The 20,914-nt window shown below is 66.4% G+C and carries 19 protein-coding genes; all 19 read left to right on the top strand.

Annotated elements, in window-relative coordinates; genetic code table 11:
• The first annotated feature begins 94 nt into the window (after positions 1 to 94).
• Positions 95 to 922 (top strand): AraC family transcriptional regulator, encoded by an 828-nt coding sequence (locus ACVJ19_RS24975; RefSeq protein ID WP_453951762.1) that lies wholly within the window; start codon positions 95 to 97, stop codon positions 920 to 922.
• A gap of 191 nt (positions 923 to 1,113) precedes the next feature.
• Positions 1,114 to 2,124 (top strand): branched-chain amino acid ABC transporter permease, encoded by a 1,011-nt coding sequence (locus tag ACVJ19_RS24970; RefSeq protein ID WP_453951761.1) that lies wholly within the window; start codon positions 1,114 to 1,116, stop codon positions 2,122 to 2,124.
• A 1-nt stretch (position 2,125) separates the two neighbouring features.
• Positions 2,126 to 3,208 carry a branched-chain amino acid ABC transporter permease gene (locus tag ACVJ19_RS24965; protein WP_453951760.1) on the top strand — a complete coding sequence of 361 codons (1,083 nt, stop codon included), beginning with the start codon at positions 2,126 to 2,128 and terminating at the stop codon, positions 3,206 to 3,208.
• Positions 3,201 to 3,983 carry an ABC transporter ATP-binding protein gene (locus ACVJ19_RS24960; RefSeq protein ID WP_453951759.1) on the top strand — a complete coding sequence of 261 codons (783 nt, stop codon included), beginning with the start codon at positions 3,201 to 3,203 and terminating at the stop codon, positions 3,981 to 3,983. The genes ACVJ19_RS24965 and ACVJ19_RS24960 overlap by 8 nt, the downstream gene beginning before the upstream one ends.
• Complete coding sequence (locus tag ACVJ19_RS24955) at positions 3,976 to 6,186, top strand: Tm-1-like ATP-binding domain-containing protein (RefSeq protein WP_453951758.1); 2,211 nt, start codon at positions 3,976 to 3,978, stop codon at positions 6,184 to 6,186. The genes ACVJ19_RS24960 and ACVJ19_RS24955 overlap by 8 nt, the downstream gene beginning before the upstream one ends.
• Positions 6,187 to 6,189: 3 nt before the next feature.
• Positions 6,190 to 7,023, top strand: a complete 834-nt coding sequence (locus tag ACVJ19_RS24950; protein WP_453951757.1) for a phosphoenolpyruvate hydrolase family protein — start codon at positions 6,190 to 6,192, stop codon at positions 7,021 to 7,023.
• A gap of 25 nt (positions 7,024 to 7,048) precedes the next feature.
• The gene (locus ACVJ19_RS24945) at positions 7,049 to 9,943 is read left to right on the top strand and encodes a flotillin domain-containing protein (protein ID WP_453951756.1); all 2,895 of its coding nucleotides are present in this window, start codon (positions 7,049 to 7,051) and stop codon (positions 9,941 to 9,943) included.
• A 10-nt stretch (positions 9,944 to 9,953) separates the two neighbouring features.
• A complete protein-coding gene (locus ACVJ19_RS24940) occupies positions 9,954 to 10,391 on the top strand; it encodes an SRPBCC family protein (protein WP_011086163.1) in 438 nt (145 codons plus the stop codon).
• 2 nt (positions 10,392 to 10,393) lie between these two features.
• Complete coding sequence (locus ACVJ19_RS24935) at positions 10,394 to 10,837, top strand: SRPBCC family protein (RefSeq protein WP_453951754.1); 444 nt, start codon at positions 10,394 to 10,396, stop codon at positions 10,835 to 10,837.
• A 1-nt stretch (position 10,838) separates the two neighbouring features.
• Complete coding sequence (locus ACVJ19_RS24930) at positions 10,839 to 11,657, top strand: FAD binding domain-containing protein (protein ID WP_453951753.1); 819 nt, start codon at positions 10,839 to 10,841, stop codon at positions 11,655 to 11,657.
• A gap of 6 nt (positions 11,658 to 11,663) precedes the next feature.
• Positions 11,664 to 12,140 (top strand): (2Fe-2S)-binding protein, encoded by a 477-nt coding sequence (locus ACVJ19_RS24925; RefSeq protein ID WP_453951752.1) that lies wholly within the window; start codon positions 11,664 to 11,666, stop codon positions 12,138 to 12,140.
• 12 nt (positions 12,141 to 12,152) lie between these two features.
• Positions 12,153 to 13,745, top strand: coding sequence for a xanthine dehydrogenase family protein molybdopterin-binding subunit (locus ACVJ19_RS24920; RefSeq protein WP_453951751.1), 1,593 nt, complete (start codon positions 12,153 to 12,155; stop codon positions 13,743 to 13,745).
• Positions 13,746 to 14,768 carry a xanthine dehydrogenase family protein molybdopterin-binding subunit gene (locus tag ACVJ19_RS24915; RefSeq protein ID WP_453951750.1) on the top strand — a complete coding sequence of 341 codons (1,023 nt, stop codon included), beginning with the start codon at positions 13,746 to 13,748 and terminating at the stop codon, positions 14,766 to 14,768.
• A gap of 10 nt (positions 14,769 to 14,778) precedes the next feature.
• Positions 14,779 to 15,660: an AAA family ATPase gene (locus ACVJ19_RS24910; protein WP_453951749.1), complete on the top strand. Its 882-nt coding sequence runs from the start codon at positions 14,779 to 14,781 to the stop codon at positions 15,658 to 15,660.
• Positions 15,657 to 16,778, top strand: a complete 1,122-nt coding sequence (locus tag ACVJ19_RS24905; protein WP_453951748.1) for a vWA domain-containing protein — start codon at positions 15,657 to 15,659, stop codon at positions 16,776 to 16,778. Before ACVJ19_RS24910 ends, ACVJ19_RS24905 begins: the two co-directional genes overlap by 4 nt.
• Positions 16,775 to 17,659 (top strand): amidohydrolase family protein, encoded by an 885-nt coding sequence (locus ACVJ19_RS24900; protein ID WP_453951747.1) that lies wholly within the window; start codon positions 16,775 to 16,777, stop codon positions 17,657 to 17,659. Before ACVJ19_RS24905 ends, ACVJ19_RS24900 begins: the two co-directional genes overlap by 4 nt.
• 28 nt (positions 17,660 to 17,687) lie before the next feature.
• Positions 17,688 to 18,536, top strand: a complete 849-nt coding sequence (locus tag ACVJ19_RS24895) for an MBL fold metallo-hydrolase (RefSeq protein ID WP_453951746.1) — start codon at positions 17,688 to 17,690, stop codon at positions 18,534 to 18,536.
• A 19-nt stretch (positions 18,537 to 18,555) separates the two neighbouring features.
• Entirely contained in the window at positions 18,556 to 20,130 is a 1,575-nt protein-coding gene (locus ACVJ19_RS24890) for an isochorismatase family protein (protein ID WP_453951745.1), read from the top strand.
• 3 nt (positions 20,131 to 20,133) lie between these two features.
• Positions 20,134 to 20,760 (top strand): FMN-dependent NADH-azoreductase, encoded by a 627-nt coding sequence (locus ACVJ19_RS24885; protein WP_453951744.1) that lies wholly within the window; start codon positions 20,134 to 20,136, stop codon positions 20,758 to 20,760.
• Positions 20,761 to 20,914 lie beyond the last annotated feature (154 nt).

Genomic DNA, 20,914 nt, shown 5'->3' with positions numbered 1-20,914 from the left:
GAGCGACTCGCTGACGCGGTCGCTCTCGGCTCTTGCAATCTCGGCGGCGTTGTTGAACGCTGGCTGAAAAGAAGAATATTCGGGAGGGGAAGGCATGAGCCGTGCGCTCGCCGTCTTCCACGGCCGGTTCGGCCGGGCGACGGTTTATCAGTTGAACCGCCCTTTCAATATCCACGCCCATCGCGAAGGTCATCTGATCTTCCATGTCGGCGGCATGCCGGCATGCATCGATGTTTGCGACGGACACTACGATCTCAACGAGTCTTCCGTTGTCGCCGTCAATCCCTGGGAGCCGCACAACTTCCTGCCGACCGATCTCGATGGCGGCGCCATCTTCTTCGTGCTCTACGTCAATGCCGAATGGTTTGCGCCCGATGCCTCGGGCAGCGACCGCTTGCGTTTCGGCCGCACCCAGTTCAAGCGCACGCCGGCGCTCGACAAGCACATCAGGCGAACCGCTGCGCTCGTGTGCGGCGCACCATCACTCTCGAGTCTTGATTGCGAGCTGAGGCGGCTGATCGACATCTGCTACGACGAAAGCTGGCAGCAGGCCGAGATCGCGCGCGATCCGCGCGCAGGCGGCTCCGTCACCGATTTTCGCGTGCGCAAGTGTATCAAGATGATGTCGGAGAGCCCCGGCGCCGAGATCGAGCTCGATACCATTGCGCGCGAATCCGGCCTGTCGCGGCCGCATTTCTACCGACTGTTCCGCGTCCAGACCGGGGTTACGCCAAACCTCTATCTCAACACGCTGATCATGGAACAAGCGCTCGAAGCGCTGGTGGCCAGCGAGACGCCGATTGCCGACATCAGCTTCGATCTCGGCTTCTCTTCGCAGAGCGGTTTCACCCGCTTCTTCGCCGCCAATGTCGGGATGGCCCCGACCGATTATCGTCGCGCGGCCAAGGTTTTGCGCGCCTGACCGCTGCACGAAAAGATACTCACGATCAAACGTCGCCCTCGCCGCCCGGCTAGGATGCGGGCAACGCGACCCCCAGATGATCGCGACCGACGGGAGCGTACGTCCATGGCAAGGCCTGCAGCCGCTGCAAGGCTGTCCGACCTGCATTCAATGAACCATCGCCGCGTCGCCCGGACAAACGGACGGCGCACATGAGCCGTTTCATCGAACGCCATCCCGCCGGAGCGCTGATCACGATCATTGCCATTGCCGTCGTGCTCTGGCTGATCTTCGCGGTCTGGCCGCCGGGTCTCGAAGAGGCCATCGGCCGCAAGCGGGTCTTCCTCAACGCTGTCTTCAACGGCATCACGCTCGGGGGCCTCTACTTCCTTGTCGCCAGCGGTTTCACGCTGATCTTCGGCTTGATGCGCAACGTCAACCTCGCACACGGCTCGCTCTATCTGTTCGGCGGCTATGTTGGCTACGCCATCAGCACATCGACCGGCTCGTGGCTGCTCAGCTTCATCGTCGCCTTTATCCTGACTGCCCTGGTCGGCGTGCTGCTCCAGGTGATCGTGTTTCGGCGCATGGAGGGCCAGGACCTCAGGCAAACCATGGTGACGATCGGGCTGTCGATGGTGTTTGCCGATCTCATGCTGTGGGCCTGCGGCGGCGATTTCTACCAGATCCAGACACCTGCCTGGCTGGTCGGGCCCGTGGACCTGCCCCTGATCACGGCGGTGAAATCCTCGGGCGAGCCGGTCTATCTCAGATATCCGATGGTCCGGCTCGTGATCTTCGCCGCGTCCGTGGTCATCGGCGTCGCGATGTGGCTCGCGCTCAACCGCACCCGGATCGGCATGATCATCCGCGCCGGCGTCGACGATCGCGATATCCTTGCTGCGACCGGTGTGCGCATCCAGCTCGTCTTCGTGCTGGTGTTCGCCTTCGGCGCGGGGCTTGCCGGTATCGCCGGTGTGGTCGGCGGCACTTTCCAGTCATTGTCGCCGGGCGAAGACATCCGCTTCCTGCTGGCTTCCCTCGTCGTCGTGATTGTCGGCGGCATGGGCTCGATCCCAGGCGCAGCACTCGGCGCGCTGATCATCGGCCTCGCCGAGCAGCTCGGCTCGGTCTACATCCCGACCTATGCCATCGTCGTGACCTTCCTGATCATGGTGCTGGTGCTGGCGATCCGGCCGCAAGGCCTGTTGGCGAGGCGCTGAGATGTCGCTCGCCCACGACGCCCGCGTTGCCGTTCGTCCCGCTGCCGGAGCACACCGCCCCGTGCGGACATGGCCGGAAGTCAACAATCCCGCCGCCTGGGTCGTCGCGGCCATTCTCCTGATCATGCCGCTGATCGCCAACGGCTTCTTCCTGATCGAGATCTTCGCGACCACGATGATCCTCGGCATCATGGCGCTGAGCCTGATGTTCCTCGCCGGCTATGGCGGCATGGTCAGCCTGATGCAGCTCACCATCGCGGGGTTCTCGGCTTACATGGTCGCCGTGTTCGGCGTCAGCGCCAACGCCAATATCAGCCTGGGCTGGCCGTGGTGGCTCGCCGTCCCGATGGCGCTGGCACTGGCGACCGCCTTCGGCACGCTCGGCGGCGCGCTCGCGGTACGCACCGAAGGCATCTACACCATCATGATCACGCTCGCGATCGGCGCGGCCTTCTACTATTTCACTAACCAGAACTGGGCGATCTTCAACGGCCATACCGGCATCAACACCGTGGCGACGCCGCACTTCTGGGGCGTCAACTGGCGCGCCGACATTCCCTTCTATTATGTGGTGCTCGCGGTTGCCGCGCTCTGCTATTTCGCGGTCGAATATCTCTCGCGCGCCCCCTTCGGCCTCGCGCTCCAGGGCGTGCGCGACAATCCGCGGCGCATGGCCGCGCTGGGCTTCAACGTCAATGCCCATCGCGTCGCCGCCTATGCCTTCGCGTCCTTCGTGGCCGCGCTCGCCGGCGTCCTCCAGGTCTGGAACTACCGCCAGATCTCGCCGGGCTCGGTCAGCGTCGGGGCCTGCATCGACGTGCTGATCATCGCCGTGGTCGGCGGCATCACCCGCCCGATCGGCCCCTTCATCGGCGCGCTGATCTTCGTGCTGCTACGCACCTTCGCGCTCGACTTCCTGGTCAGGCTCGGGCTCGACGGCAACCGCTTCCGCCTGCTGATCGGGCTCGGTTTCCTTGCCATCGTGTTCTGGTCCTCGGACGGCGTCATCGGCCTGTGGCAGCGCTGGCGCCAGCACCAACGCCGCGACGTCAGCCGCTCCGGCGGAGGGCATCGCCATGGATAGCGTCGCCCAGCGCCTCTCCGCCGTCGGTGCCAGTGCCGCGCTCGAGCTACGCGGCGTGACGCGGCTGTTCGGCGCGCTGGCGGCGCTGACGGACGTCACCATCACGGTGAGGCCGGGCGAGCGGCGCGCTGTGCTCGGCTCGAACGGCGCCGGCAAGACCACGCTGTTCAACTGCATCACCGGCGATTTCCCGCCCTCCTCCGGTACCATCCGCTTCTTCGGCGAGGACGTCACGCACTTCCCGCCCTATGAACGCATCCGCCGCGGGCTGCGCCGGACCTACCAGATCTCGGCGCTGTTCCCCGGCCTCACCGTGCAGGACAACGTCTATCTCGCCTGCCGTGGCGTCTCGCGCGGACGCTTCTCGTTCCTGCGCCCGGGGTTGAACGACGCTCTGATGCATGCGGCGGACAATCTCGTGCAAGCCGTGCATCTGTCCGCCGTGAAGGACCAGCGTGTGGCCGAGCTCGCGCATGGCCAGCAGCGCCAGCTCGAGATCGCGCTCGCGCTGGCCGGCGCCCCGCGCTTCGTCCTGTTCGACGAGCCGGCCGCGGGCCTGTCGCCGACCGAACGGGCCGAGCTGATCGAGATCCTGACCTCACTGCCCGCGCATATCGGCTACATCATCATCGAGCACGACATGGACGTGGCGCTGCGCGTCGTCGAGAGCGTCACGATGATGCACAACGGGCGCGTCTTCAAGGAGGGCCTGCCTCAGGAGATCCAGTCCGATCCCGAGGTGCAGGAGCTCTATCTGGGAGGCGGCCATGAATGAGGCCCGCCGCTCTTCCCCTGCTCTCGAGGTCCGCGGCCTCGACGTCTACTACGGTCACTCGCACGCGCTGCAAGGCGTCGATCTCACGCTGGAGCGCGGCGTATTCTCCGTCGTCGGCCGCAACGGCATGGGCAAGACGACGCTGTGCAAGGCGATCATGGGGCTCGTCGGCGTGAGCGGCGGATCGATCCGCGTGCGCGGCGAGGATGTCACGCGGCGGCCGCCGGCCCAGATCGCGCGGCTCGGCGTCGGCTACGTGCCGCAAGGTCGCCGTCTCTGGCGCTCGCTCAGTGTCGACGAGCATCTGCAGCTTGCCGGCGGCATGCGGCAAGGGGCCTGGACCGTCGAGCGCATCTACGACACCTTCCCGCGCCTCGCCGAACGCAAGGGCCACGGCGGCGGCCAGCTGTCCGGCGGCGAGCAGCAGATGCTGGCGATCTCGCGCGCGCTGCTCACCAATCCGCATCTCCTGATCATGGACGAGCCGACCGAAGGCCTCGCGCCCGTCATCGTCGCGCAGGTCGAGGAGATGCTGCTGCAGCTCGGCGAGGACGGCGACATGTCCGTGCTCGTGATCGAGCAAAACATCGGCGTTGCCACCGCCATCTCGCGCAATGTCGCGATCATGGTCAACGGCCGCGTCAACCGCATCATCGACTCCGGCCGCCTCGCCGCCGACCGCGAGTTGCAGCAGCGCCTGCTCGGCGTCGGGCTTCATGCCGAGCTCGAACCGGATGTTGACATATCCGCCGCGGCTGCCGGCTCGAAACCCGCGCCGACGCCACGCCGCGACGGACCGGTCCGTATCTACATCTCCAATCCGGCGCCGCCGACGAGGTGGTCGCAGCCGGTGCCGATCGCCCGCATCGAGGCAGCAGCCCGCACGCGCTCGACAGACGTCACGCGGCTGGAGGAGGCGACGCGGCGCAGGCGCGAGCCGGTGGCGGCGCAGACCGCGGGCCCGCCTGTCGTGCTTGTCGTCGGCACGCTCGATACAAAGGGCCAGGAGTTGCGCTTCATTCGCGACATCATCGCAGCAACCGGCCTTCGCACGCGGCTGGTCGACGTTTCGACCAGTGGCAAGCATTCGAGCTGCGACGTCTCCGCGCAGGAGATCGCCCTGAACCACGGCCGCGGCGGATCCGCCGTATTCGGCACCGACCGCGGCGTCGCTGTGACCGCGATGGCCGATGCCTTTGCCAACTGGCTGCGGCGACAGGGCAACATCGCCGGCGTGATCTCCGCGGGCGGCTCGGGCGCGGCGTCTCTGGTTGCGCCGGGCATGCGCTCCCTGCCGGTTGGCGTGCCAAAACTGATCATCTCCTCCATCGCCTCCGGTGACGTCGGGCCCTATGTCGGCCCCGCCGACATCACCATGATGTACTCGGTCACCGACGTGCAGGGGCTGAACGCGATCTCGCGTACGGTGCTCACCAACGGCGCCAATGCGATCGCCGGGATGGTCAAGGCGCGGCTCGATGCGCGTGCCGCGACGGCGCGCGAGGCCAGCGGCCTGCCCTCAGTCGGCATCACCATGTTCGGCGTCACCACGCCAGCGGTGCAGAAGATCGCGGCCGGGCTGCGCGACGATTTCGAATGCCTGGTCTTCCACGCCACCGGCGTCGGCGGCCGTTCGATGGAGAAGCTCGTCGAGTCCGGCCAGCTCGCCGGCGTCATCGATCTCACCACGACCGAGATCTGCGACCTGCTGATGGGCGGCGTGTTTCCGGCAACGGAGGACCGCTTCGGCGCGATCATCCGAAGCCGGCTGCCTTATGTCGGCTCGGTCGGCGCGCTCGACATGGTCAATTTCGGCGCGCCCGACACCATTCCCGAGCGCTACCGTGGCCGCAAATGCCACGTCCACAATCCGCAGGTGACGCTGATGCGGACAACAATCGAAGAGAACGAGCGCATGGGCCGCTGGATCGCCGAGCGGCTCAACCAGATGGACGGCCCTGTGCGCTTCCTCCTGCCCGAGGGCGGCGTCTCCGCGCTCGATGCGCGAGGCCAGCCCTTCTGGGATCCGGACGCGGACGCCGCACTGTTCCGCGCGCTGGAGCGCGACGTGCGCCAGACCGGCAATCGCCAACTCATTCGCATCCCCAAGAACATCAACGATCCCGACTTCGCCGTCGCCATCGTCAATGCGTTCCGAACGCTGTTCGGCCGCACCGGCGCGCGGCGGAGACTAGCGAGGTGACCGATGGCCAGATTTGAACGCGCAGCCCTCCTGAAGAAGTTCCGCGACATGGCGAGGCGCGGCGAGCCAATCGTCGGCGGCGGCGCCGGCACCGGCCTGTCGGCAAAATGCGAGGAGGCCGGCGGCGTCGATCTCATCGTCATCTACAATTCCGGCCGCTACCGCATGGCCGGCCGCGGCTCGCTCGCGGGCCTGATGGCTTACGGCGATGCCAACGCCATCGTGCTGGAAATGGCCGGTGAAGTGCTGCCGGTGGTGGGCCAGACGCCCGTCCTTGCCGGCGTCAACGGCACCGATCCGTTCCGCGACATGGACGTCTTCCTCGACCAGCTGAAGGCACTTGGTTTCGCAGGCGTCCAGAATTTTCCGACGGTCGGCCTGATCGACGGTACGTTCCGCGCCAATCTCGAGGAGACCGGCATGTCCTATGCGCTCGAGATCGACATGATCGCCAGGGCGCACGACAAGGACATGCTGACCACGCCCTACGTGTTCAGCGAGAAGGAGGCCGCCGCGATGGCGATAGCCGGCGCCGACATCGTCGTCTGCCACATGGGTCTGACGACCGGCGGCACGATTGGCGCGCAAACCGCATTAAAGCTCAACGACTGCCCCGCGCGGATCGACACCTGGGCCGCAGCTGCGCTCAGCGTCAATCCGGACATCCTGGTGCTGGCCCATGGCGGCCCGATCGCGGATCCCGCCGATGCCGATTTCATCATGAAGAACACCCGTCATTGCCACGGCTTCTACGGCGCCTCCTCGATGGAGCGACTGCCCGTGGAACGGGCGCTGACGGAGCAGGTCCGTCAATTCAAGGCGATCGGCGCGCGGTAACGCCGAAGGTTCGAGGGAGGGAAAGATGTCAGGGATGCTGGTCGGTGAATTGATCCTCTGGCTGATCGTCGCGATCATCGTGATCGTGGTTGGCGTCTATATCGTGAACTGGCTCTACCATCGCTCCTCCAAGGAGACCTCGTTCGTCAGGACGGGCTTCCTCGGCGAGCGCGTGGTGATCAATGGCGGCGCCTTCGTGCTGCCGTTCATCCACGACTACACGCCCGTCAACATGAACGTGCTGCCGATGGGCATCGTGCGTTCGAGGCAGGATGCCGTGATCACCCGCGACCGCATGCGGGTCGACATCGAGGCCGACTTCTATGTCCGCGTGCAGCCGACCCGGGAGGCCGTCTCGATCGCGGCCGCAACGCTCGGCCGCCGCACCATGGAACCGGAGCAGTTGCACGCCCTCCTCGCCGGCAAGTTCATTTCCGCGATCCGCTCGGTCGCCTCCGAAATGACGATGGAGGAAATGCACGAGCGTCGCGGCGACTATGTCGCGCGGGTCAAGACCAATGCGGCGGAGGCCTTGGCGCAGAACGGCCTCGAGCTGGAATCGGTCGCGATCACCGATCTCGACCAGACCGACCTTGAATTCTTCAACCCCTCGAACCGGTTCGACGCCGAAGGCCTGACGCGACTGATGGAAGACATCGAGGCCAAGCGGAAGCTGCGCAACGACATCGAGCAGGACTCGATGATCAAGATCCGCTCCCGCAATCTGGAGGCCGAGCGGCAGGCGCTCGAGATCGAGCGCGAGAGCGAGACCGCACGCCTGGAACAAGAGCGCGACATCGAGATGCGCCGCGCGCTGCAACGCACGGAAGTCGCCCGCGAACGCGCGTTGCGCGAGACCGAGGCCGAACAGGCGCAGATTTCCGCCCGAGAGGCGATCGAGCGCGCCCGTATCTCCAACGACCAGGCGATTGCGGAAGCCCGCATCGCCTCCGAGCGCGAGACCCGCCAGAAGGAAATCGAGCGGACCCGGACTATCGAGGAGAAGGAGCTGCTGGCCCGCGAGGAGATCGAGAAGACCCGGATCGCCAACCAGCGCTCGATCGACACGACCCGCATCGCCTCCGAGCGCGAGGTGCGCCAGCGCGAGATCGAGCGGATGCGCACGGTCGAGGAAGCCGAAATTTCCGCGCGCGAAGCCATCGAGAAGGCCCGGATCCAGCAGGACCGCGTTGTCACCGACGCCCGTATCGCCAACGAAGAGGAGACGCGCCGCCGCGAGATCGAGCGCTCGCGTGCCGTGGACGAAGCCGAGATTGCCGCGCGCGAAGCCACCGAGAAGGCCCGCATCGCCCAGACGCTGATTGTCAATGTCGAGCGCATCTCCTCGGACGAGCGCACCCGCGCGCTGGAAATCCAGCAGGTGCGCACCATCCAGGAGGCCGAGATCGAGGCCCAGCGGGCGGTCGAGGCCGCCCGCATCGCCCGCGAGCGGACGCTGGCCGCAGAGCGCATCGCCGCCGAGCAGAACACCCGGCAGCTGGAGATCGAGCGCAATCAGGCGCTCGACGTCGCAGGCATCGCCGCGCGCGAGACCACGGAGGCCTCGCGCATCGCCCAGGAGGAGCGCGTGCGTTCGCTGGAGATCGCGCGCAACCGCGCCGTCGAGGAAGCCGACATCGCCTCGCGCGAGGCGATCGAAGCGGCCCGCATTGCCCAGGAGAAGGCGGTCGCGGCCGAGCGCATCCAGGCCGAGCGCGACACGCGTTCGCTCGAAATCGAGCGGACCGGCATCCTGGAGGCGGCCGAGCTGAAGCGGCGCGACGCCATCGAACGCCAGCGCATCACGGTCGATCTGGCGCTCGAGGCCGAACGCATCAACTCCTCCAAGAAGCGCGAGGTGCTCAACATCGAGCAGAAGAAGGCCGTCGAGATCGCGGACGAGGACCGCGTCATCGCCCTTTCGACCAAGCGTTCCGAGCGAATCGACGCCGATCGCCAGGTCAAGCAGGCCGAGATCGTCGCGCGCAAGGAAGTCGAGACCACCGACGTCTCGCGTGAGCAGGCGCTTGAGGCGGCCCGTCTCGAGCGACGGCGTGCGATCGAGCAGCTCGAGGTCGCCCGCGTCCAGTCGCTTCAGGAGGCCGAAATCGCGGCGCGGGAGGAGGTCGAGCGCGCCCGCATTGCCTCCGACCGCGGCCTCGACGAGGCCCGCATCGGCCGCGAACGCGAGCTGCGCAAGCTCGAGGTCAACCGCGAGAAGGACGTTGAGACTGTGTTGATGGAGAAGGCGATCGCAATCCATCAGAAGTCGCTGGAGGAGTCGGCCGCGCGTGCCGCCGCCGAGGAAGCCCGGATGCGCGCGACGGAAGCGGCTGAGCGGGTCGTCACCGCGCGCGAGAGCGAGATCGCAAAGCGGCGCAAGACCGTCGAGGTCCTGCTGGCCGAGAAGCAGGCCGAAGAAACCCGGATCGCAGCCGAAGCCGAGCGCGTACGCGCCGCGGTCGAGGCCGAGGCGCAGCGGATGCTCAACGAGGCCGAGAACGTGCTGACCGATCAGGCCCGCTACTCGCTGTTCCGCCGCAAGCTGCTCGACCGCATCGAGGGCATCGTGCGCGAGAGCGTCAAGCCGATGGAGAAGATCGAGGGCATCCGCATCCTCCAGGTCGACGGCCTCAACGGCAATGGACATGGCGGCCGCAGCGCCACCGACGAGGTAATCGACTCCGCCCTCCGCTACCGCGTCCAGGCACCGCTGATCGACTCGATCCTGTCCGACATCGGCGTCGAGGGCGGCAGCCTGGCAAAGATGCCCGGATTGATCCGTGAGGCCCGCGACATGCAGGGCATCAAGGATTCCACGCGCAAGAGCGGTGGTGGCGACAAGCCGGCGGCCTCCCCGCCCGCGGCTGAGGGAGGCGGTGAACCGCCGGCCGAGCGTGGTCCGCGGAAGAAGAGCTGAGGTCTAGATCATGGCCCGCGTCTACGTCTCCACCGTCGTCAACGCCCGCAACGATCGCGTCTGGGCGCGGGTGCGGGATTTCAACGGCCTGCCGAACTGGCACCCGGCCATCGCCGAAAGCCGGATCGAAGGCGGCGAACCCTCCGACAAGATCGGCTGCGTCAGGGACTTTCGCCTGCGCAACGGCGACCGCATCCGCGAGAAGCTGCTCGGCCTCTCCGACTACGACATGTTCTGCACCTACTCGATCCTGGAATCGCCGATGGGGGTCGAGAATTACGTCGCGACCCTGCGGCTCACGCCCGTCACCGACGGCGACCAGACCTTCATGGAGTGGACCGCGGAGTTCGACTGCGCGCCGGAGCGGGAGACCGAGCTCGTCAACAATATCGGCGGCGGCGTGTTCCAGGGCGGCTTCGACGCGCTGAAGCGCGTGTTTGGAGGCTAGCCGTGCCGCATGTCGTCAAGAGCACGATCCTGAACGCACCGACCGACGCGGTGTGGAACGTGCTGCGTGATTTCAACGGACACGATCGCTGGCATCCGGCGGTTGCGACCTCCGCGATCGAACGTGCGCAATCCGCTGACAAGATCGGCTGCGTCAGGCGCTTCAAGCTCAAGGACGGCTCCGAGCTGCGCGAGCAATTGCTGGCGCTGTCCGACCTCGAACAGACCTTCAGCTATTGCCTGCTCGATACGCCGATCCCGATGTTCAACTACGTCGCCCATGTCCGCCTGCTGCCCGTCACCGACGGCGACCGCACCTTCTGGCACTGGGAGTCGCGGTTCACGACCAAACCGGAAGACCGGGAGCGCATCACCCTCATGGTCGCCGAAGACATCTATCAGGCCGGGTTCGAAGCGATCCGCCGGCACATGAAGGAGGCCGCATAACATGGCCGTGACGGTAAAGACCTTCGCGAATGCGAGCGAGGCAGCCGGAGCGCTGTCCTCGGACCGCAGCGCGCGCTATCTCGCGGGCGGTACGCTGGTAATGCGGGCGCTGAACGAGGGTGATGTCTCGATCTCGACCATCGTTCGCGCGCAGGACCAGGCGCTGACCCGCATCGGCACTTCCGGCCCGCGGGTGACGCTGGGCGCCAGCGTCACCTTCGCGCGCGTCCTCGCCGAGCGCGAGCTCGCCTTTCTGCACGCCCCCGCCCGCTTGATCGGTGGTCCTGCCGTGCGCAACATGGGAACGGTCGGCGGCAATCTGTTTGCGCCAACTCCTTACGGCGATTTCACCGTGGCGCTGCTGGCGCTCGATGCCACTGTCGCGGTGCAAGGCGGCTTCGGCGCACGCGATATTCCGATCGAGGAGTTCTTGCAGGCGCGCGACCGACAGGCCGGCACATTGGTACTGTCGGTCTCCTGCACCCGGCCGGCGAGCGCGGAGGCCTTCCGCTATCGCAAGATCGCGCGCATCAAGCCGAAGGGCGGCTCGGTGATCACGCTTGCCGCGTATCTGCCGGTCAGCGGCGGACGGATCGCGGGAGCGCGGATCGCACTGGGCTCGATGGCGCCGACGCAAATCCGCGCCCGCGCCGCCGAGCGCGCGCTCGAGGGCCGCTCGCTGGATGCCGGAACCATCGCGGCTGCCGCATCCGCGGCGACCGAGGGAACATCACCATCCGACAACGCACTCGGCAGCGCCTGGTATCGCCGCGAGATCGTCGGCGTCCATCTGCGCCGTCTGCTGTCGGGACAGGAATAGAGCCCCATGTCTAAGATCCCCTTGCAATTTCGTCACAACGGCCGCGACGTCGCGATCTTCGTCGACGGCGGCACCAATCTGCTGCTAGCGCTACGCGAACTGATCGGCGACATGACGCCAAAATTCGGCTGCGGCCAGGGCGGCTGCGGCACCTGCAGCGTGCTGATCGACGGCGAATTGCACCTCTCCTGCCTGACGCTCGCCGAGACGGTCGCAGGCCGCTCAGTCGAGACGCTCGACGGCATGAAGCAGGGCCCGAACCTGCATCCGCTCCAGCGCGCCTTCGCCGACCATTTTGCGGCCCAGTGCGGCTATTGCACGCCGGGCATGCTGATGGCGGCCAAGGCCCTGCTCGACCGCAACCCCGCGCCGAGCCGCGACGAGGTCGTCGAGGCGATCTCCGGCAACATCTGCCGCTGCACCGGCTACGAGCCGATCATCAATGCCATCCTCGCCGCCGCCAGCGGCCGGGTCAGTGCGTAAGGGAACGCAACCATGCTGGAACTGCGCAAGGACATTTTCGCCGACGAGCGCGACGATAATCTGAAGGAAATCGGCAAGGGCACCCAGCGCCAGGACATGCTCGGTCATGTCACGGGCACGTCCAGCTATTTCAATGACCATAAACTTCAGGGCATGCTGCACCTGAAGGTCGTTCGCTCAACCCAGGCGCATGCAAGGCTGCGTCGTATCGACACCACGGAAGCGGAGCGATCGACCGGCGTCCGCCGCGTCATCCGCGGGGCCGACGTGCCCCGCAACCTCAACACGCTGCTGAGCCTGATCAACTTCGGCAAGGACGACGAGCCTTCGCTGGCGGTCGACAAAGTCCGCTACAAGGGGGAGCCGATTGTTGCCGTCGTCGCCGACAGCGAGCGCGAGGCCTTCGAGGCGATCGCAAAAGTCCGGATCGACTACGAGGCGCTGCCGGCCGTGTTCGACGTCGAGGATGCGCTGAAGCCGGGCGCGCCCGTGGTCAACGAGACCTACCCGAAGAACACGTTCACCTACCACGAGGTCTACGACCACCAGAAGCTGCGCTTCGGCGATGCCGATGCGGCGCTCGCCACCGCCGATCACGTGCTCGAGCAGCGCTACCAGATGTCGCCGATCGAGCACGCGCCGACGGAAACCAACGGCGCAATCGCGGCGCCCGACACCAACGGCCGTTACGTGGTCTACACCTCGACCCAGGCGCTGTTCTTCTCGGTCGACACCTGCGCCAAGATCCTGGACGTGCCCTCCAACACCTTCCACTTCATCGGCGGCACCGTGGGCGGCGGGTTCGGCGGCAAGGTGGACACTCTGACCGAGCCGCTCGCGATCCTCGGCGCCATGCTGACCGGGCGCCCCGTCCGCTACGTGTTTGGCCGCGAGGAGGAGATGCAATACGGCCCGCCCCGCGGCGCCGAACGCATCTACATCAAGGACGGCGTGATGCGCGACGGCCGCATCGTCGCGCGCAAGATCCGCGCCTATTTCGATAGTGGGGCCTATACGCGGCTGTCGAGCTACGCGGCGGTAAAATGCGCCGCGCATCTGCCGGGACCGTATACCATCCCGAACGTCTATGGCGACGTCTATTGCGTCTTCACTAACCGTACGCCCGCTACCGCCATGCGCGGCTTCGGCGTCACCGCCATGGACTTCGCCATCGAGTGCCAGATGGACAAGCTGGCGAACCTCGTCGGCATGGACCCGATGGAGTTCCGCATCCTCAACGCCTATCGCGACGGCGACATGAAGGCGCACCGGCGCGAGGCCAAGAACACCGCGCTGATCGAATGCGTTCAAGTCGCGGCCGAAAAGGCAAAGTGGCCGATCCGCGACGAGTTCAAGCGCGCCTCCTCGCGCAAGGACGGCGGCGGCAGCCGTGCCGTGATCCCGCCCACGCCGACGGATTCGCGCGCGCGGCCGGCGGTGCCGTCGCAGCAGCGCACGAGCTATGACCGGCTTCCGCCCACTGTCACCCGCGAACCGCCGCGCGAGCCGCCGCCACCGGCTCCGCCACCGCCCTCGCCACGGCCAACGGCGCCCTCGCATGGCGCGACCCGCTTCTCGTCCGTGTTCGGAACAAGGAGGCGCTAGATGACCCGGCATCGCGGACGCGGCATGGCGTCGATCAACTATCCCATCGGCATGAATCTCGGCGGCGATCCGAGCCAGGCGCTGGTGCATTCCAACCCCAGCGGCAAGTTCACCGTGGCACTGTCGTCGATCGACCTCGGCCAGGGCATGAAATCGGTGACGCGGCAAATCTGCGCGGAGACGCTGGGCGTGCCGGTCGAGGACGTCTATGTCGACACCGCCGATTCCGACACCGGCCCGCACTGCATGGGCTCGTTCGCCTCCCGCGGCACGCACCGCGTCGGCAACGCCGTGATGGCCGCCGCCCGCGAGGCGCGCGGCGTGATGATGGAAGCGGCGGCCGAGGAGCTCGAGGTCAACGCCGCCGATCTCGAAACCGACGGGCGCGGCAACATCCACGTCAAGGGCGCGCCGCACCGCTCGATCTCGACCAAGGACGTCGCGATCGCCGCGCAATTCAGGCAGGGCAAGACCATATCCGGCCGCGGCATCTTTCTCGTGCCGCTGTCCGACGTCGATCCCGAGACCGGCGAGATGTCGCCGGCAACCTGCTACGCGCACGCCTGCCTCGTCGCCGAGGTCGAGGTTGACGACGAGACCGGCGAGGTTGCGATGGTCCGCATGGACTCCGCCTATGAGCTCGGCCGCGCGCTCAACCCGCGCCTGGTCGAGCAGCAGCTCGTCGGCGGCGCCTGGATGGGCGTCAGCCACGCGCTGTACGAGACGCCCGAGCCTTACTACCCAGACCCGGCTCACGGGCCTCGCGACTTCGTCGAATATCTGATGCCCGGCCCCGGCGACATCTGCCCGCATGACATCGCGGTGCTGGAACGCCCTGCCCCTGATGGTCCGTTCGGGGCCAAGGGCCCCGGCGAGATGTGCGCCAACCCGGTGCTGCCGGCGGTCGCCAACGCGATCTTCAATGCCGTCGGCGTGCGCATCGACGATCTGCCGATCACGCCGGAAAAGGTGCTGCGGGCGATCAAAGCCCAGGGCGGCGCGCGGCCGCAGGCACGGCGCTGAGGGACATGCCGTGGCTGTACGCAGCAACATCGTCGGCATCGACAGCCCGGAGGCGCTGGAGAGGGCGCTGCGGGCGGCCTACTACCTCGCCGACGAAGGGCTTGCGACCGCCGCCTATCTCGGTCTTGCCCTCGGCAAGCCGCTGCTACTGGAAGGCGCGCCCGGCGTCGGAAAGACGGAAGCCGCGAAGGCCATCGCCGCGGTGCTCGGCCGCCAGTTGATCCGCCTGCAATGCTACGAGGGCATCGACTCCTCTGCCGCGCTCTACGAATGGAACTATCCGCGCCAGATGCTCGCGATCCGCCAGGCCGGCGACGACAGCATCGACATCTACGGCGAGACCTTCCTGATCGAACGCCCGATGCTGGCGGCGCTGCGCGCGCCCGATTCCACCGTGCTGCTGATCGACGAGATCGACCGCGCCGACCAGGAATTCGAGGCGTTCCTGCTCGAATTCCTCTCCGACTTCCAGATCTCCATTCCCGAGCGCGGTACGGTTCGCGCGGCCGAGCGGCCGGTCGTTGTGCTCACCTCGAACCGGACGCGCGATCTGCACGAAGCCCTGCGCCGCCGCTGCGTCTATCACTGGATCGACTATCCCACCGCCGAGCGGGAAGCGCGGATCATCATGATGCGCGCGTCCAGCGTCGCCGAAGCCACGGCCCGCGCCGTCGTCGCGGCCGTCGAGAAATTGCGGCGAGAACCGCTCAGCAAGGCGCCCGGCATCGCCGAGGCCGTCGATTGGGCCGAGGCCGCGACACTCCTGAACAAGGGCGGCGCGCGCTGGCCTGACGCCTTCAAGCGCTCGATCGGTGTGGCATTGAAGGACGAGGAGGATCTGCATTTCATCGCGCCTCGGCTCGACGCCATGCTCGCGGAGGCGACCGCATGAGCACCGAACTGCAGCTCCCGCGCGCTGCCCGCATCTTCATCTCGTTCGTCGCGCTGCTGCGCGCCAACGGTTTCGCCGTTGCGCCGGAGCAGACCACCGCCTTTCTCGCCGCGATCGCGTTGCTCGGTCCGCGCGACCTCGACGACATCAGGCAGTCTGCGCTCGCCACCCTCGCGCCGCCGCCCGAGCGCCGCGCCACCTTCAACCGGCTGTTCGACTTTCATTTTCGCGGCAGCGAGGCCATTGAGCGCGACGACGACGGCGAGGACGACGAGACCGTCCGCCTCCAGGAGGAGGGTCGCGGCGACGAAGAGCCCCTGCTCTCCGATGACGCCAACGAGTCCGGCCTGACCGCAACGCGTACCGAAGCGCTGGTCGAGCGCTACTTCGCCCAGCTCTCCATGACCGATGCGCTCCGGCGCCTGACACGCGAGGCCCCGCGGCGCCTGCCACGGCGGCGCGGGCACCGCCGCATGCGGGCACGCCGCGGTCTCTTCGCCGATCTCCGCCGCACTTTGCGCGATAGTGTCCGCAACGACGGCGAGATCCTGCGGCTCGGCCACCTGAAGCGGCGCCAGCGCCCGCGCAAACTCCTCTTGCTGATCGATGTCTCCGGCTCGATGAAGAGCCGCACCGAGGAGAACATGAAGCTTGCACATACACTGGTGCAGGCTGCGCCGAATGTCGAGGTCTTCACCTTCGGCACGCGGCTGACCCGTGTCACCCGCGCGTTGCGGCTGAAGCGGCGCGAGCAGGCACTGAATGCGGCGGCGCATCTGGTCAGCGACTGGGACGGCGGCACCCGCATCGGCGACGCGCTGCAAGCCTTTCTCGCAGTTCCACGGTTCGGCGGATACGCCCGCGGCGCCGCGGTGGTCATCGTGTCCGACGGGCTCGAGCGCGGTGAGCCCGACGCCCTTCGCGATGCGGTCGCGAAATTGTCGCGGCGGGCCTGGCGCCTGAGCTGGCTGACGCCGCTCGCGACAGGTCCCTCGTTCCGCCCGCAAACCGAAGCGCTCGTTGCGATCGAACGCTTCGTCGACGATCTCGTGGACGGCGGATCGAGCGCCTCGATCGTCGCCCATGTACTCGCACTGGGACGAAGGAGAGCTGCGTGAACGATATTGTCGACGGCCATCATCATATCTGGCGGCAGGCCGACCTGCCGTGGCTGACCGGCCCCATGCAGCCGCGCATCTTCGGACCGTACGAGCCGATCCGCCGTGATTATCCGATCGAGGAATATCTCGACGACCTCAAAGGCAGCGGCGTCACGCGCTCCGTCTATGTGCAGACCAATTGGGCACAAGAGCACTTCGAGGAGGAAGCAGCCTGGGTGCAGCGCACGGCTGACGAGCACGGCTGGCCGCACGCCATCGTCGCCTACGCCAATTTCGCGGTCGACGACGTGCGGCCGCAGCTCGACCGCCTCAAGCGTTATCCGCTGCTGCGCGGGGTGCGCATGCAGCTGCATTGGCACGAGAACCCGCTGTACCGCTTCGCGGCCCGTCCGGATCTCTGCGCCGATCCCGTGATCCGCCGCAACGTCGCGCATCTCGCTGATTACGGCTGGAGCTTCGACCTCCAGGTCTTCACGCCGCAGATGCCGGATGCCGCGCAGCTGGCCGAGTCCTGCCCCGACGTGACGTTCATCCTTCAGCATGCCGGCATGCTGGAGGATCTTTCGCCGGCGGGCCGCGCGGCCTGGCGCGCCGGGATGGCCCGGCTCGCGGCCTACCCGAACGTGGTCTCGAAGCTGTCCGGGCTCGGCACCTTCATCCATCGCAACGACCCCGCGCATATCGCCGCCGTGCTTACCGACACGGTCGCGATCTTCGGCGCCGAGCGCTGCCTGTTCGGCTCGAATTTCCCAATCGAGAAGTTGTGGACCAGCTATCGCGAGCTCGTCGACGCCTTTCGCACGGCGGTCGCGCCGTTCAACGCCGAGCAGAAGGACGCAATCTTCCGGACAACTGCGACGCGCGTCTATCGGCTTTGAGACAAGAAACGAGACAGGAGGGAAACGAATGGCGCTGGAGATCAAGATCCTGGACTATGGCGATATCGAACTGGAATCGAGCTTTCTGGTGCTCGGCCGCGACTGCGGCCGCACCCGCCGCGTCCTCACGCTCGGCTTCCTGATCCTCGGCGGCCCCTACCCGGTCGTGGTTGACACCGGCTACCGCTCGAACCAGATCATGGAGACGCTCGGCATGCGGGGGCTTCAATACCACGAGCACATGATCGAGAACCAGCTCGCCCGCCACGGCGTACGCATGGGCGACGTGCGCTTCGTCTGCCACACCCATCTGCATATCGATCACGCCGGCAAGGACGATCTGTTCCCGATGAACACGACCGTCGTCGTCAACCGCCGGGAGCTCGAATATTCCGTCTCCGGCCTGATGCACCCGCAATATCCGGCGCCTGACATCAAGCACCTGATCGACCGCCTGCACACCAAGAGCGCGCTGCGCTTCCTCGACCTCGAAATCACCGGCCCGATCGAACTGATGCCCGGCATCTATTGCGATGCCGCCAACGCCCACACCGAGGGATCGATGAACATCATCGTCCACACCGCCGACGGCATCGCCACCATCTGCGGCGACGTGATCTACGACTTCAACGACCAGATCGTCACGCCCTTCCACGAGATCCACGATTGGGAGCCGCGCACCACCGGCAACCACGGCACCAGCAAGCGCGCGGAGAAGGCCGCGATCAAGAAGCTGCTCAGCAATTCGCGCTATCTGCTCCCCGTCCATGACCGGCCCGCCAAGATCGAAGGAGGCAATGTCGTGGGGCGCCTGCACGACCAGGTTCCTGGCCCGATTGTTCAGTCCCTTCCCCAGCGCAACTGGTTCCCGGCGTGATGTTGTCGAGGATCAACCGATGACGCATGTCACCCTGCGAGGCGAGTTCGAGAACCTGATCGATCCCTATGCGCCGGTCGCACAGATCGGCACCGGCTTCGACTTCACGGAAGGACCGATCTGGCATCCCGTCGATCAATACCTGCTGTTCTCGGACATGCCGGGCGACGTGCGACGGCGCTGGGATGCACGGCGCGGCGTCGTCGAGGTCAAACGTCCGTCGAACAAGTGCAACGGCATGACCTATGACGCCGAGCTCAACCTGATCGTCTGCGAGCACGCGACGTCGTCGCTCGTCCGTGAGCGTCCGGACGGACGGCGTGAGGTGCTGGCTTCGCATTTCGGCGGCCAGGAGCTCAACAGCCCGAACGATGTCTGCGTGCACGCCTCCGGTGCAATCTATTTCTCGGACCCCTGGTATGGACGGATGCCTGTCTATGGCGTCGAGCGACCGCGCCAGCTCGGCTTCCAGGGCGTCTATCGCGTCGTGCCCGGCGGCGAACCGAAGCTCGTGGTCGAGCGCAATCTGTTCGATCAGCCGAACGGGCTGTGCTTCTCGCCAGACGAGAAGCTGCTTTATGTCAACGACACCGTGCAAGCCCTGATCCGCGTTTTCGACGTCAACGACGACGGTTCGCTGTCGAATGCACGCGTATTCGCGAGTGGCGTCAAATCCGAACTCGAGCCCGGCCTGCCCGACGGCATGAAGTGCGATCAGCACGGCAATGTCTGGGTCACTGCTCCCGGCGGCGTCTGGGTCCATTCGCCGCGCGGTGAGCTGCTCGGCAAAGTTCGCGTGCCGGAGCTGGTCGCCAACCTCGCCTGGGGAGGGCCGGATTTCCGCACGCTCTATCTCACTTCGACCCATTCGGTGTACGCAATCCCGACCCGGGTCGGCCCGCGTCATGAGCCCTATATGAGCGGCAGGCGCGCCGGCGGTGGAGCGGGCCCCAGCTCGTCACCGGCCTCGCCTGTTCTCGCCGAGGGCGAGATGCGGCTCGATCCGCAGCGCTGCGCCATGATCATCCAGGATCTTCAGAACGACGTCATCATGGACGGCGGCGCCTTCGCCGAGTCGGGCGCGCCGGGGCATGCGAAACAACAGCATGTCGTGGAGAACGTCCGGCGCCTCGCGGAGGCCGCCCGCGCCCGTGGCGTCGCCATCATCCATGTCTGGTTCGTCGTCGAGCCCGGCGCCCCCGGCGTCACGCTGAATGCACCCTTGTTCGAGGGCCTCGTCGACAGCAAGGCGATGGTGCGCGGAAGCTGGGGCGCGGCGCCTGTCTCCGGCCTCGAGCCACGGCCCGGCGATTTCGTCGTCGAGAAGATGCGGATGAGCGCCTGGGAAGGCACGCGCCTGGAGACGATCCTGAAAGCGACCGGCCGCGACATGATCATCAACACCGGCGCCTGGACCAACATGTCGGTCGAACACACGGCGCGGACCGGCGCCGACAAGGGCTATTTCATGATCGTGCCCGAGGACTGCTGCTCGACCATGAACGCCGACTGGCACAACGCCTCGATCAATTTTGCCATGCAGAACGTCGCGGTCGTAACCAGGGCCGATACCGTCATCAGAGCGCTGGGATGAGCCGTGGCGAAGCTCCTGCATCTTTCTTGCTCGCCACGCGCCGAGTCCGAATCGACCGCCGGCGCGCGCGTCTTCCTTGACCGCTTCCGCCAGGCCCGGCCGGATTGGGACGTCGATGTCGTGGACCTCTGGCGTGAGCGGATGCCGGAGTTCACGGGCCCCATCGTAGAGGCCAAATACGCACGCATGAAAGCTGAGGCATTCACCGAGGCGCAACGCGCAAGCTTCGCCGAGGCCGAGCGAATGGCACTGCGCTTTTCGCTCGCCGAGCGGGTGCTGATCTCAACCCCGATGTGGAACTTTGGGATCCCCTACAAGCTCAAGCAGTGGTTCGACATCATCGTCCAGCCCGGACTGACCTTTCGCTTCGATCCATCGCAGGGCTATTTGCCGCTGCTGACGGATCGGCCGACACTGGTGATCCTCGCCAGCGGCAGCGATTTTGCCACCGGCATGAACCGCGGCCGCATCGACATGGCGACGCCTTACCTGCGGGAAATCCTGCGCTTCATCGGAATCAACGATGTCCGCTTCCAGCTGATCGGTCCGACCACGGGACCGCAGCAGCCGATCGATGCTGCCCGTGAAAGGACCTATCAGCGCCTCGCTGCAATGGCCGCAGTCTTCTAAAGCGGGACTGCGTTGGTTTGGGAGTTCCAAGTCAGTGCGTTTCTGACCAACATGCACGTTGGGCAGACTCTCCAGCGAACCCAATGACAGGCTCAGCGAGGCGATCCGGCTTTTTTCGCGAACGAGCGGGGCCCCTGTGCGCGCGGTCGCGCAT

The organism is Bradyrhizobium sp. USDA 376, assembly GCF_054063675.1.
The sequence above is the reverse complement of the archived record's forward strand: the minus strand, read 5'-3'. Positions and strand labels throughout refer to the sequence as shown.